The organism is Escherichia sp. MOD1-EC6300 (assembly GCF_002965045.1).
Classification (GTDB): Bacteria; Pseudomonadota; Gammaproteobacteria; order Enterobacterales; family Enterobacteriaceae; genus Escherichia; species Escherichia coli_F.
The window spans coordinates 195,110-208,191 of sequence record NZ_PTRH01000008.1 but is presented as its reverse complement, the minus strand read 5'-3'; the positions used below and the strand labels follow the sequence as shown (position 1 = coordinate 208,191).

The window sequence follows — 13,082 nt, the reverse complement described above, 5'->3', positions numbered from 1 at the left end:
TCATGCTGAGACACAACGTTCCTGTACGACGGGATCTGGACCAGATCGCCGCCGACAACGGTTTCGACTTTCATATCATCGATAATGAAATTTATTGGGATGAGAGTCGGGCTTACCGCTTTACTCTGCGGCAGATAGAAGAGCAGATCGAAAAACCAACTGCGGAACTGCATCAGATGTGCCTTGAGGTGGTGGATCGTGCGGTTCAAGACGAAGAGATCCTGACGCAACTGGCGATCCCCCCGCTGTACTGGGATGTGATCGCTGAAAGCTGGCGCGCACGCGATCCTTCGCTGTATGGTCGGATGGATTTTGCCTGGTGTGGTAATGCGCCGGTGAAGCTGCTGGAGTACAACGCCGATACGCCGACCTCATTGTATGAGTCGGCTTATTTCCAGTGGCTGTGGCTGGAAGATGCGCGGCGTAGCGGCAGTATTCCGCGTGATGCCGATCAGTACAATGCCATTCAGGAACGCCTGATTTCGCGTTTTAGCGAGCTTTACAGTCGGGAACCGTTTTATTTCTGCTGTTGTCAGGATACCGACGAAGACAGGAGTACTGTGCTGTACTTGCAGGACTGCGCTCAGCAGGCTGGGCAGGAGTCACGGTTTATCTACATTGAAGATCTCGGTTTAGGCGTCGGCGGTGTACTGACCGATCTTGATGATAATGTCATCCAGCGTGCATTTAAGCTGTATCCGCTGGAATGGATGATGCGTGACGATAACGGTCCGCTGCTGCGCAAGCGCCGCGAGCAATGGGTGGAGCCGTTATGGAAAAGTATCTTGAGCAACAAAGGGTTAATGCCGCTGCTTTGGCGCTTCTTTCCTGGTCATCCTAACCTACTTGCATCCTGGTTTGATGGCGAAAAACCGCAGATTGCCGCTGGCGAAAGCTATGTGCGTAAACCGATCTACTCACGCGAGGGCGGTAACGTCACCATTTTCGATGGTCAGAATAACGTCGTTGACCACGCTGAGGGTGATTATGCCGATGAACCGATGATCTACCAGGCATTTCAACCTCTGCCACGATTTGGCGATAGCTACACACTCATTGGTAGCTGGATTGTTGATGATGAAGCGTGCGGAATGGGGATCCGTGAAGATAACACGCTGATCACCAAAGACACCTCACGTTTCGTTCCGCATTATATTGCTGGCTAAGAATGTTTTAGCAATCTCTTTCTGTCAGGAATCCGTGGCAGTGACCATACTAATGGTAACTGCCATTGATGGAGGGAGACACAGTGCACTGGCAAACTCACACTGTTTTTAATCAACCTATACCCTTAAATAACAGCAATTTATACTTGTCTGATGGCGCGCTCTGCGAAGCGGTAACGCGCGAAGGCGCTGGCTGGGATAGCGATTTTCTCGCCAGTATTGGTCAGCAACTCGGAACGGCTGAATCCCTTGAACTGGGGCGACTGGCAAATGTAAACCCACCTGAACTATTGCGCTACGATGCCCAGGGGCGGCGTCTGGACGATGTCCGTTTCCATCCTGCATGGCACCTGCTGATGCAGGCGTTATGTACCAATCGGGTACATAATCTGGCCTGGGAAGAAGATGCGCGTTCTGGCGCATTTGTGGCGCGGGCGGCGCGGTTTATGTTGCACGCACAGGTTGAGGCTGGGTCGTTATGCCCGATAACGATGACCTTTGCCGCCACGCCATTGTTATTACAGATGTTACCCGCACCGTTTCAGGACTGGACCACGCCGCTGTTGAGCGATCGCTACGATTCCCACTTATTGCCAGGTGGGCAAAAACGTGGTTTGTTGATTGGCATGGGCATGACGGAAAAGCAGGGCGGTTCCGATGTGATGAGCAACACTACCCGCGCAGAGCGTCTGGACGATGGCTCTTATCGGCTGGTGGGGCATAAATGGTTTTTCTCGGTGCCGCAAAGCGATGCGCATCTGGTACTGGCGCAGACCACTGGCGGTTTGTCCTGCTTTTTTGTGCCGCGCTTTTTGCCTGACGGGCAACGCAACGCGATTCGCTTGGAGCGGCTGAAAGATAAGCTGGGCAATCGCTCTAACGCCAGCGGCGAGGTGGAGTTTCAGGATGCCATAGGCTGGTTATTGGGGCAGGAAGGAGAAGGAATTCACCTGATCCTGAAAATGGGTGGGATGACACGTTTTGATTGTGCTCTGGGCAGCCATGCCATGATGCGCCGTGCATTCTCACTGGCGATTTATCATGCACATCAACGCCATGTTTTTGGTAATCCATTGATCCAACAGCCTCTGATGCGTCATGTCTTAAGCCGCATGGCTCTCCAGCTTGAAGGGCAAACGGCGTTGCTGTTTCGTCTTGCGCGAGCGTGGGATCGGCGTGCCGATGCCAAAGAAGCCTTGTGGGCGCGTTTATTTACGCCTGCGGCGAAATTTGTTATCTGCAAACGTGGTATGCCGTTTGTGGCCGAAGCGATGGAGGTGCTGGGCGGTATTGGTTATTGCGAGGAGAGCGAGCTGCCGCGGCTTTACAGGGAAATGCCGGTGAACAGCATCTGGGAAGGTTCTGGCAATATTATGTGCCTGGATGTATTGCGCGTTCTTAATAAGCAGGCGGGTGTATACGACTTACTGTCGGAAGCGTTTATGGAAGTGAAAGGGCAGGATCGCTATTTTGATCGCGCGGTTCGTCGTTTGCAGCAGCAACTGCGTAAGCCAGCTGAAGAAATGGGGCGAGAGATTACTCGTCAGCTATTCCTGCTGGGTTGCGGCGCGCAAATGTTGAAATATGCCTCTCCGCCAATGGCGCAGGCGTGGTGTCAGATGATGTTTGATACGCGCGGCGGCGTGCGGTTGTCAGAGCAGATCCAGAATGATTTATTGCTGCGGGCGACGGGGGGAGTATGTTTATAAACGAGTCAGCCAGATGTGATGCTAGCGCGTCTTATAATGGCAACAGCAGCATTACGTGTTATCAACTAACACAATGAAATTTCAGGAACTGTTGGCCGGATAAGGCACAGGTGCCGCATCCGGCATTGTTCATTTGCTGTAGATGACACTCACGCATACAGGATCGCCTGTACGCGCCAGTTATCAGGCTGCTGGTCTTCGTACATGGTAATAATGCGGTACCATGATGCACCTTGTTCATCGGCCTTTAACGCCACGATACGTTCCACGTCCTGCGGATCCCCTGAAATATTGCTAACCGAGATCTGACCTATTTCATTCAGGCCCGTCACGCAGTCAGCACTGGCGAATTCTGCAGACTGTGCCGTGGTGCTCGCAGGATAAGTCACTAATTGCAGCGAGGGTGAGGCAAGTAATTGTTTCATCGTCAGCTCCATTTTTCGTTTCCCCACATGTTGCAGGGCATTCCATCGCGGTAATAAACGCCCGAGCTTCCAGCTGGTAATTTATTGTGCACAGGTAAACGCATAGGGACGCAAAGCAATGTAAAGCTGGCTGTATAAGTTGTCTGATTTATTTACGGTACAAAATGGCTTGTGAATACCACTGTCCTGTCACGATGGTTTCGTCCACCATGACGACAACGTAATAATCAGCTTTTGCAGCGACAGCTTTCGCTCTGATTTCTGCTAATGCGTCATCCGGAGAACCCCGAACCATCGTGCTTACGCTACCTATTCGCTGTAACCCTTGCGTCTGGTCGCGGCGAATCTCTTGCGGATGGTCCGTTACTGGCGGTGCTGGCTGTGGCGTACCTTGCAGTGCGCTACAGGCACTTAACATCAACACCAATAATAAACTGGCAAACCGGTAAATAACGCTATTACGTTTCCTGCTAACCATAGTGTAGTGCCTTATTAATTTAACTTTGGGGGAATGTTCCCGAATTGTTACCTGGTACGCGATTTTCGAATGAAAACGTGATGAAAGCGTAACCCACATCTCAACATTATGAACTAATACCGCCAGCAGAAACTTGTGCTAAGGATTTCTTCATGTCATACCAGACAAAAAGGAGAGACAGATGATTGAAATAGACTCGCGCGTGCTGGCAGATATTCCCGTTCTTCATGCTTATCCTGTCGGGCAAAAAGATACCCCGTTACCGTGCGTGATTTTTTATCACGGCTTTACTTCGTCCAGTCTGGTGTATAGCTATTTTGCCGTTGCGCTGGCGCAGGCTGGTTTGCGGGTGATCATGCCGGATGCGCCCGATCACGGTAGCCGTTTTAGGGGCGACGCAGCGCGGCGGTTATATCAATTTTGGCAAATTTTGCTACAAAGTATGCAGGAATTCACTACCTTACGTGCGGCAATAGCCGAAGAAAACTGGCTGCTTGCTGACCGTCTGGCAGTCGGTGGCGCGTCGATGGGCGCGATGACGGCACTGGGAATTACCGCTCGCCACCCCACGGTGAAATGTACCGCCAGCATGATGGGATCGGGCTATTTTACATCGCTCGCCCGTTCACTGTTTCCACCGCTGATACCTGAAACGGCAGCACAGCAGAATGAATTCAATAACATTGTCGCGCCGCTGGCAGAGTGGGAAGCGACAAACCACCTGGAACAACTTGGTGACAGACCTCTACTGCTGTGGCATGGCCTTGACGATGACGTCGTGCCTGCCGACGAATCACTACGTTTGCAGCAGGCCTTAAGCGAGACGGGACGGGATAAACTGCTAACCTGTTCATGGCAGCCAGGCGTGCGTCACCGCATTACGCCTGAGGCATTAGATGCTGCCGTGACATTTTTCCAGCAGCATCTTTAAACACGCAGAATGCTGACCCCTTGCGCTTCCAGTTGTTGCAGGATTTCCGGGTTAGCATTTTTGCCGGTGATCAGCATATCGATTTGATCTGCACGACTAAAGAGCATCCCCGCACGTTCGCCGATCTTACTGCTATCAACCAGTACCACCAGTTTCCCTACCACGCTCAACATCTTCTGCTCTGCCATTGCCGTCAGCATATCGGTTTTATACAACCCTTCTGCGGTCAGTCCTTTGCCACTGGTAAACATCCAGTGCCCGGCATAGAGACTGTTTTCGCTGCCCTGTGGACTTAAGGTGATGGACTGGCTTTTGTTGTATTGGCCGCCCATGATAATCACGCTGTCATGCTCCTGATCGATCAGGTAATTCGCCAGCGGTAGATAATTAGTAATGATTTGCACTGGCTTGCCACACATTTCCCGCCCAAGCAGAAACGCGGTGGAACCGCAGTTGATGACGACGCTTTCGCCGGGATTCACCAGCTGCGAGGCTGCTTTAGCGATACGTACTTTTTCATCATGGTTCTGCGCCTGATGCAGATTCATCGGCGTCCAGCGTGGGCGCTGCTGGGTGATGGCTTCTGCGCCATTGCGCACTTTTTTCAGTTTGCCGCTTTCGTCAAGTTTATTGATATCGCGTCGAGCGGTAGCAGGCGAAATTCCCAGACGCTCAACGACTTTCTCAACGGTCACAAAGCCCAATTGTGCGAGCATTTCCAGGAGAATTTGATGTCTTTGTGCTTCAGTCATGAGCTATTCCGATAAAATTTGATTTTTTTAGATGATATTTGAAATAGCCAGGAAATACTACGCCGGATAGCGCGAACTTCTCCACGCCATCCGGTATAAACGACAGATTACAGGAACGACTTGAACGGCAGATCCGGTTCAATGGTGAAGCAATCGTCAAAACCACGTGGATAGTGGTACTCGAAGTTGTCTTTATCCAGCGGCCAGGTAAATTTGCCACCGACCTGCCAGATAAACGGCTTGAAGCCATACTTCAGGCGATCTTTTTTCATCTCCCACAGTACGCGGATCTCTTGCGGATCGGCCTGGAAGTTTGACCAGATATCATGGTGGAACGGGATAACCACTTTTGTATTCAGCGCTTCTGCCATACGCAAGATATCAGCACTGGTCATTTTGTCGGTGATACCACGAGGGTTTTCACCGTATGAACCTAATGCCACGTCGATCTGATGCTCGTTACCGTGCTTCGCATAGTAGTTAGAGTAGTGGGAATCGCCACTGTGATACAGGGTACCGCCCGGCGTTTTGAACAGGTAGTTTACCGCGCGATCGTCCATGCCGTCTGGCAGTACGCCAGCCGCTTTTTGATCGGCAGGCAAAGTGATCAGTGCAGTACGGTCAAACGCGTCAAGGGCATGAATTTCAATGTCTTTCACTTTAACGACATCGCCCGGTTTGACCACGATGCAACGTTCTTTCGGCACACCCCAGCCAATCCACAAATCCACGCAGGTTTTCGGCCCGATAAATGGCACGTCATCAGCGCAGTTCTGCATCACGGCAGCAGCGACGTTGACGTCGATATGATCGTTGTGATCGTGAGTTGCCAGTACCGCGTCGATCTGGCGAATCGCAAACGGATCAAGAACAAATGGGGTGGTACGCAGGTTCGGTTGCAGTTTTTTCACGCCAGCCATGCGCTGCATCTGGTGACCCTGTTTCATTAGTGGGTTACCGTGACTTTGTTTGCCAGTACCACACCAGAAATCGACGCAAACGTTGGTGCCTCCTTCAGATTTCAGCCAGATCCCGGTGCAGCCTAGCCACCACATCGCGAATGTGCCAGGAGCTACCTGTTCTTGTTCAATTTCTTCATTCAACCAGCTACCCCACTCCGGGAAAGTGCTCAGGATCCAGGATTCACGGGTGATACTTTTCACTTTACTCATCGCCATTTACCTTCATGATAGTTCAATTTGAATCAATATTTGATTGGTTTTGATTAATCCTGACACTATTTTTTCAGGAAGGCAATGACCATTTTTTGACTTTTTGCCTGATGAGTAGTTGTTGATTTTAAGGCATTAAAGATGAAAAGGATTGTGATATTTAATTAACTACATGAATTTTAATTAATAAGTTTTGCATTGTGTGAATTCCACGCTTTCTATGTGGAATTATTTGCGTGTCGCGTCACATTTAATCATAAATAATCTTGTTGTGATTACTTTTGAAAATTAGAGTGAGTGCACAACATTCCGGGTGTGCGGAATACCCGGTTACCTCTTCTTCAGGAGATCGTTATGGAGATCCTCTACAACATCTTTACCGTGTTTTTTAACCAGGTCATGACTAATGCCCCGTTACTGCTGGGTATTGTGACCTGTCTGGGCTACATCCTGCTGCGCAAAAGTGTCAGCGTGATTATCAAAGGTACGATTAAAACCATTATTGGTTTCATGTTGTTGCAGGCCGGGTCCGGCATCCTGACCAGCACCTTCAAACCGGTGGTGGCGAAAATGTCGGAGGTTTATGGCATCAATGGTGCGATTTCCGATACTTACGCTTCCATGATGGCTACCATCGAACGTATGGGCGATGCCTATAGCTGGGTGGGCTACGCGGTGTTGCTGGCACTGGCGCTGAACATCTGTTACGTGCTGCTACGTCGCATTACCGGTATTCGCACCATCATGCTGACGGGTCACATCATGTTTCAGCAGGCCGGGTTGATTGCCGTTACGCTGTTTATCTTCGGTTACTCCATGTGGACGACCATTATCTGCACCGCGATTCTGGTTTCGCTCTACTGGGGTATTACCTCCAACATGATGTATAAGCCGACTCAGGAAGTGACGGACGGCTGTGGTTTCTCCATCGGTCACCAGCAGCAGTTTGCATCATGGATTGCTTATAAAGTTGCGCCGTTCCTCGGCAAAAAAGAGGAAAGCGTTGAAGACCTCAAACTGCCAGGCTGGCTGAACATTTTCCACGACAACATCGTCTCCACGGCGATTGTCATGACCATCTTCTTTGGTGCCATTCTGCTCTCCTTCGGTATCGACACCGTGCAGGCGATGGCAGGTAAAGTGAACTGGACGGTGTACATCCTGCAAACCGGTTTCTCCTTTGCGGTGGCGATCTTCATCATCACTCAGGGCGTGCGCATGTTTGTGGCGGAACTCTCTGAAGCGTTTAACGGTATCTCCCAGCGCCTGATCCCCGGTGCGGTTCTGGCGATTGACTGTGCGGCCATCTATAGCTTCGCGCCGAACGCTGTGGTCTGGGGCTTTATGTGGGGCACCATCGGTCAACTGATTGCAGTTGGCATCCTGGTCGCCAGCGGCTCTTCCATTCTGATTATCCCTGGCTTTATCCCGATGTTCTTCTCTAATGCCACCATCGGCGTGTTTGCTAACCACTTCGGTGGCTGGCGCGCGGCGCTGAAGATTTGTCTGGTGATGGGGATGATTGAAATCTTTGGTTGCGTCTGGGCGGTGAAACTCACCGGTATGAGCGCCTGGATGGGCATGGCGGACTGGTCGATTCTGGCACCGCCGATGATGCAGGGCTTCTTCTCCATCGGCATCGCCTTTATGGTCGTCATCATTGTCATTGCACTGGCTTATATGTTCTTCGCTGGCCGCGCGCTGCGCGCAGAAGAAGATGCAGAAAAACAACTGGCAGAACAGTCTGCTTAATAAGGAGTTTTGATTATGACCGTACGTATTCTGGCTGTGTGTGGTAACGGACAAGGCAGTTCCATGATCATGAAAATGAAAGTGGACCAGTTTTTAACCCAGTCGAACATCGACCACACGGTAAACAGCTGCGCGGTTGGTGAATACAAAAGCGAGTTGAGCGGCGCGGATATCATCATCGCTTCTACGCACATCGCGGGCGAAATCACCGTGACCGGCAACAAATATGTCGTTGGCGTGCGCAACATGCTCTCTCCTGCTGACTTTGGCCCGAAACTGCTGGAAGTGATCAAAGAACATTTCCCGCAGGACGTGAAGTAAGGGCGCGCTATGAAATTACGTGATTCGCTGGCGGAGAATAAATCTATCCGTCTGCAGGCTGAAGCTGAGACATGGCAGGACGCAGTGAAAATCGGCGTTGACCTGCTGGTGGCGGCAGATGTGGTAGAGCCGCGTTACTACCAGGCGATTCTGGATGCGGTTGAACAACACGGCCCGTACTTTGTGCTCGCACCGGGCCTGGCAATGCCGCATGGTCGCCCGGAAGAGGGCGTTAAGAAAACCGGTTTTGCACTGGTGACGCTGAAAAAGCCGCTGGAGTTCAACCACGAAGATAACGACCCGGTGGATATCCTCATCACGATGGCGGCGGTCGATGCCAACACGCATCAGGAAGTGGGCATCATGCAGATCGTCAACCTGTTTGAAGATGAAGAGAATTTCGACCGTTTACGCGCCTGCCGTACCGAGCAGGAAGTCCTGGATCTCATTGACCGCACCAACGCGGCTGCTTAAGAAGGAATTGAAAATGTCATTACCGATGTTGCAAGTCGCGCTGGACAACCAGACTATGGCTAGCGCCTACGAAACCACTCGCCTGATTGCCGAAGAAGTCGACATTATCGAAGTGGGCACCATTCTGTGCGTGGGCGAAGGTGTGCGTGCGGTTCGCGATCTGAAAGCGCTTTATCCGCACAAAATCGTGCTGGCAGACGCCAAAATCGCCGATGCGGGCAAAATCCTTTCTCGTATGTGCTTCGAAGCCAACGCTGACTGGGTGACCGTGATTTGTTGTGCAGATATCAACACCGCCAAAGGCGCGCTGGACGTGGCAAAAGAGTTTAATGGCGACGTGCAGATCGAACTGACCGGTTACTGGACCTGGGAACAGGCGCAGCAGTGGCGCGACGCAGGTATCCAGCAGGTGGTTTATCACCGCAGCCGTGACGCGCAGGCCGCAGGCGTGGCGTGGGGCGAAGCGGATATCACCGCGATCAAACGTCTTTCCGATATGGGCTTCAAAGTCACCGTCACCGGTGGCCTGGCGCTGGAAGACCTGCCGCTGTTCAAAGGCATTCCGATTCATGTGTTTATCGCTGGGCGTAGTATCCGTGATGCCGCCTCTCCGGTTGAAGCCGCGCGTCAGTTCAAACGTTCCATCGCCGAACTGTGGGGCTAAGGAGCGGATATGTTGTCCAAACAAATCCCGCTTGGCATCTACGAAAAAGCGCTCCCCGCCGGGGAGTGCTGGCTGGAACGGCTGCAACTGGCAAAAACGTTAGGCTTCGATTTTGTCGAGATGTCGGTAGATGAAACGGACGATCGCCTCTCGCGCCTTGACTGGAGCCGCGAGCAGCGTCTGGCGCTGGTGAACGCGATTGTTGAAATCGGCGTGCGCGTACCATCCATGTGCCTTTCTGCTCATCGTCGTTTCCCGCTGGGCAGCGAAGATGACGCAGTGCGGGCGCAGGGGCTGGAGATTATGCGCAAAGCTATCCAGTTTGCCCAGGATGTCGGTATTCGCGTGATCCAACTGGCGGGCTACGACGTTTACTATCAGGAAGCCAATAACGAAACGCGTCGTCGTTTCCGTGACGGCCTGAAAGAGAGCGTTGAGATGGCGAGCCGCGCGCAGGTGACGCTGGCAATGGAGATCATGGATTACCCGTTGATGAACTCCATCAGCAAGGCGCTGGGTTACGCGCACTATCTTAACAACCCGTGGTTCCAGCTCTACCCGGATATCGGCAACTTGTCGGCGTGGGACAACGACGTGCAGATGGAGTTGCAGGCCGGAATCGGGCATATCGTCGCGGTGCATGTGAAAGACACCAAACCAGGCATCTTCAAAAACGTCCCGTTTGGCGAAGGCGTAGTGGATTTCGAACGTTGCTTTGAAACGCTCAAACAGAGTGGTTATTGCGGGCCGTACCTGATTGAGATGTGGAGCGAAACGGCGGAAGACCCGGCGGCAGAAGTGGCGAAAGCGCGTGATTGGGTGAAAGCGCGCATGGCTAAAGCAGGCATGGTGGAGGCGGCATAATGCAAAAGCTGAAACAGCAGGTATTTGAAGCCAACATGGATCTGCCGCGTTACGGGCTGGTGACCTTTACCTGGGGTAACGTCAGCGCCATTGACCGCGAACGCGGGCTGGTGGTGATCAAGCCCAGCGGTGTCGCCTACGAAACCATGAAAGCAGACGATATGGTGGTGGTTGATATGAGCGGCAAGGTGGTGGAAGGGGAGTATCGTCCGTCTTCCGACACTGCGACGCATCTTGAACTCTACCGTCGTTATCCGTCGCTTGGCGGCATTGTCCATACCCATTCCACGCATGCCACCGCATGGGCGCAGGCGGGGCTGGCGATCCCGGCATTAGGCACCACGCACGCTGACTACTTCTTTGGCGATATCCCGTGTACGCGCGGGTTAAGCGAAGAAGAAGTGCAGGGGGAATACGAGCTAAACACTGGCAAAGTGATTATCGAAACGCTGGGTGACGCCGAGCCGCTGCATACGCCGGGAATTGTGGTGTATCAGCACGGGCCATTCGCCTGGGGGAAAGATGCTCACGATGCGGTGCATAACGCGGTGGTGATGGAAGAAGTGGCGAAAATGGCGTGGATTGCCCGCGGCATTAACCCACAACTGAATCACATCGACAGCTATCTCATGAATAAACACTTCATGCGTAAGCACGGTCCTAACGCCTATTACGGGCAGAAGTAAAACACGCGCTGCGGAAATTTCCTTCTTCGGGAGATAACTGGTCTAAGTCCGCAGCCGTTTTTCAAAAAAAGCCCCCTGAGAAGGGGGCAAAGCAAACTATGGCAATGTTTCGTTGGTTATACCTGGTGCTAGCGATAAATATCCGCGCTGGCGTGCATGTTGCCGTTACTCCCCGGTTCCCGCATCAGAATCACGTGGTAGTACGTTGCGCCCTGCGCATCTGTCTCTTCATTTAATGCCTGACGCGCTTCGCTTTCAGTGGCGAAATTATGATTGATATAAATCACGCCTAAGCTTTGCACATCGTCCATATTTCTGGCCTGGTGGTTATTAATTTCAATGGCTGCCCATGTATTTGCACTTAGCAAAAGCACAGCCAGAAGGGCTAAAACACGGCTGAACATAGATACCTCCTCGACGGCTGACTTTGTGTGCTCTCCTCTTGTGGTGATCTTCTGATTTAATTTTAATCAATGATAAAGAAGTTGATGGTGACCATTTCTGATGCAGTTGTTCAAAAAAACACCATGATGAAGTGTGATGAACTTCAAATCAGCGTGTTAGTACGATTTGGTGAAAGATGAGATTTATTTGTCGGCTGGCCTTGAGTTTAGCGGGGTATGTCAGTACTATAACGCGTCATTTTTCAGCCGACCTTTAACACGTTCCTTGCCTCCCCGGGATTCGGCTGACCCAGACAGGAGGCTGAATAATCCGTAAGGAGCAATTCGATGCGTCATTACGAAATCGTTTTTATGGTCCATCCTGACCAGAGCGAACAGGTTCCGGGCATGATCGAGCGCTACACTGCTGCCATCACTGGTGCAGAAGGCAAGATCCACCGTCTGGAAGACTGGGGCCGCCGTCAGCTGGCTTACCCGATCAACAAACTGCACAAAGCACACTACGTTCTGATGAACGTTGAAGCTCCGCAGGAAGTGATCGATGAGCTGGAAACTACCTTCCGCTTCAACGATGCCGTTATCCGCAGCATGGTTATGCGTACCAAGCACGCTGTTACCGAAGCATCTCCGATGGTTAAAGCGAAAGACGAGCGCCGTGAGCGTCGCGATGATTTCGCAAACGAAACCGCTGATGATGCTGAAGCTGGGGATTCTGAAGAGTAATTTCTGATGACCAACCGTCTGGTGTTGTCCGGCACCGTGTGCAGGACTCCCCTTCGAAAGGTCAGTCCATCAGGAATTCCTCACTGCCAGTTCGTGCTTGAGCATCGTTCTGTGCAGGAGGAAGCCGGCTTTCACCGGCAGGCGTGGTGTCAAATGCCCGTTATTGTTAGCGGACACGAAAACCAGGCCATTACTCACAGTATAACGGTCGGCAGTCGCATAACCGTTCAGGGGTTCATTTCATGCCACAAGGCAAAGAACGGTCTGAGCAAAATGGTTTTGCATGCCGAGCAGATTGAATTGATAGATTCTGGAGACTAGCCATATGGCACGTTATTTCCGTCGTCGCAAGTTCTGCCGTTTCACCGCGGAAGGCGTTCAAGAGATCGACTATAAAGATATCGCTACGCTGAAAAACTACATCACCGAAAGCGGTAAGATTGTCCCAAGCCGTATCACCGGTACCCGTGCAAAATACCAGCGTCAGCTGGCTCGCGCTATCAAACGCGCTCGCTACCTGTCCCTGCTGCCGTACACTGATCGTCATCAGTAATCGGTCAC

At 51.9% G+C, this 13,082-nt stretch carries 17 protein-coding genes; 12 read left to right on the top strand and 5 right to left on the bottom strand.

Annotated elements, in window-relative coordinates; all coding sequences use genetic code 11:
* The first annotated feature begins 2 nt into the window (after positions 1 to 2).
* Together BGE37_RS14435 and BGE37_RS14430 are read left to right on the top strand one after the other, a co-directional pair.
* Positions 3 to 1,166, top strand: coding sequence for a glutathionylspermidine synthase family protein (locus BGE37_RS14435; protein WP_032185750.1), 1,164 nt, complete (start codon positions 3 to 5; stop codon positions 1,164 to 1,166).
* An 83-nt stretch (positions 1,167 to 1,249) separates the two neighbouring features.
* Positions 1,250 to 2,875: an isovaleryl-CoA dehydrogenase gene (locus BGE37_RS14430; RefSeq protein ID WP_032304364.1), complete on the top strand. Its 1,626-nt coding sequence runs from the start codon at positions 1,250 to 1,252 to the stop codon at positions 2,873 to 2,875.
* Between the two features lie 149 nt (positions 2,876 to 3,024).
* Here BGE37_RS14430 and yjfN read toward each other — a convergent pair whose 3' ends face one another.
* Both yjfN and bsmA read right to left on the bottom strand, forming a co-directional pair.
* Complete coding sequence (gene yjfN, locus BGE37_RS14425; protein ID WP_024166233.1) at positions 3,025 to 3,300, bottom strand: DUF1471 family protease activator YjfN; 276 nt, start codon at positions 3,298 to 3,300, stop codon at positions 3,025 to 3,027.
* A gap of 148 nt (positions 3,301 to 3,448) precedes the next feature.
* On the bottom strand, positions 3,449 to 3,778 hold the full coding sequence (bsmA, locus tag BGE37_RS14420) for a biofilm peroxide resistance protein BsmA (RefSeq protein ID WP_000254636.1): 330 nt from the start codon (positions 3,776 to 3,778) through the stop codon (positions 3,449 to 3,451).
* Between the two features lie 181 nt (positions 3,779 to 3,959).
* On the opposite strand from bsmA, the gene yjfP reads away from it, so the two are divergent.
* Positions 3,960 to 4,709 carry an esterase gene (gene yjfP, locus BGE37_RS14415; RefSeq protein ID WP_105288142.1) on the top strand — a complete coding sequence of 250 codons (750 nt, stop codon included), beginning with the start codon at positions 3,960 to 3,962 and terminating at the stop codon, positions 4,707 to 4,709.
* On the opposite strand, the gene ulaR is transcribed toward yjfP, so the two are convergent.
* Together ulaR and ulaG are read right to left on the bottom strand one after the other, a co-directional pair.
* Positions 4,706 to 5,461, bottom strand: coding sequence for an HTH-type transcriptional regulator UlaR (gene ulaR, locus BGE37_RS14410; protein WP_000133631.1), 756 nt, complete (start codon positions 5,459 to 5,461; stop codon positions 4,706 to 4,708). The two genes, yjfP and ulaR, sit on opposite strands and share 4 nt — an antisense overlap.
* A gap of 107 nt (positions 5,462 to 5,568) precedes the next feature.
* The gene (gene ulaG / locus BGE37_RS14405) at positions 5,569 to 6,633 is read right to left on the bottom strand and encodes an L-ascorbate 6-phosphate lactonase (protein WP_001353507.1); all 1,065 of its coding nucleotides are present in this window, start codon (positions 6,631 to 6,633) and stop codon (positions 5,569 to 5,571) included.
* 354 nt (positions 6,634 to 6,987) lie between these two features.
* On the opposite strand from ulaG, the gene ulaA reads away from it, so the two are divergent.
* The 6 genes from ulaA to ulaF are packed head-to-tail and all read left to right on the top strand — an operon-like array spanning position 6,988 to position 11,394.
* On the top strand, positions 6,988 to 8,385 hold the full coding sequence (ulaA, locus tag BGE37_RS14400; protein WP_105288141.1) for a PTS ascorbate transporter subunit IIC: 1,398 nt from the start codon (positions 6,988 to 6,990) through the stop codon (positions 8,383 to 8,385).
* A gap of 15 nt (positions 8,386 to 8,400) precedes the next feature.
* Positions 8,401 to 8,706: a PTS ascorbate transporter subunit IIB gene (gene ulaB / locus BGE37_RS14395; protein ID WP_000218362.1), complete on the top strand. Its 306-nt coding sequence runs from the start codon at positions 8,401 to 8,403 to the stop codon at positions 8,704 to 8,706.
* Between the two features lie 9 nt (positions 8,707 to 8,715).
* On the top strand, positions 8,716 to 9,180 hold the full coding sequence (gene ulaC, locus BGE37_RS14390) for a PTS ascorbate transporter subunit IIA (protein ID WP_000776505.1): 465 nt from the start codon (positions 8,716 to 8,718) through the stop codon (positions 9,178 to 9,180).
* Between the two features lie 13 nt (positions 9,181 to 9,193).
* Complete coding sequence (gene ulaD, locus BGE37_RS14385) at positions 9,194 to 9,844, top strand: 3-keto-L-gulonate-6-phosphate decarboxylase UlaD (RefSeq protein ID WP_000056740.1); 651 nt, start codon at positions 9,194 to 9,196, stop codon at positions 9,842 to 9,844.
* A gap of 9 nt (positions 9,845 to 9,853) precedes the next feature.
* On the top strand, positions 9,854 to 10,708 hold the full coding sequence (ulaE, locus tag BGE37_RS14380) for an L-ribulose-5-phosphate 3-epimerase UlaE (RefSeq protein ID WP_105288140.1): 855 nt from the start codon (positions 9,854 to 9,856) through the stop codon (positions 10,706 to 10,708).
* Entirely contained in the window at positions 10,708 to 11,394 is a 687-nt protein-coding gene (gene ulaF, locus BGE37_RS14375; RefSeq protein WP_001170804.1) for an L-ribulose-5-phosphate 4-epimerase UlaF, read from the top strand. The genes ulaE and ulaF overlap by 1 nt, the downstream gene beginning before the upstream one ends.
* Positions 11,395 to 11,522: 128 nt before the next feature.
* Here the strand turns inward: ulaF and yjfY are convergent, their stop codons facing one another.
* On the bottom strand, positions 11,523 to 11,798 hold the full coding sequence (yjfY, locus tag BGE37_RS14370; protein WP_000492914.1) for a DUF1471 family protein YjfY: 276 nt from the start codon (positions 11,796 to 11,798) through the stop codon (positions 11,523 to 11,525).
* Positions 11,799 to 12,125: 327 nt separating this feature from the next.
* On the opposite strand from yjfY, the gene rpsF reads away from it, so the two are divergent.
* From rpsF to rpsR, 3 genes are read left to right on the top strand one after another with little or no spacing between them, the layout of a single operon-like run.
* Entirely contained in the window at positions 12,126 to 12,521 is a 396-nt protein-coding gene (gene rpsF / locus BGE37_RS14365; protein WP_001216676.1) for a 30S ribosomal protein S6, read from the top strand.
* A 6-nt stretch (positions 12,522 to 12,527) separates the two neighbouring features.
* Positions 12,528 to 12,842, top strand: a complete 315-nt coding sequence (priB, locus tag BGE37_RS14360; RefSeq protein ID WP_001296681.1) for a primosomal replication protein N — start codon at positions 12,528 to 12,530, stop codon at positions 12,840 to 12,842.
* A gap of 4 nt (positions 12,843 to 12,846) precedes the next feature.
* Positions 12,847 to 13,074, top strand: a complete 228-nt coding sequence (rpsR, locus tag BGE37_RS14355; protein WP_000135199.1) for a 30S ribosomal protein S18 — start codon at positions 12,847 to 12,849, stop codon at positions 13,072 to 13,074.
* The last annotated feature ends 8 nt before the right edge of the window (positions 13,075 to 13,082 follow it).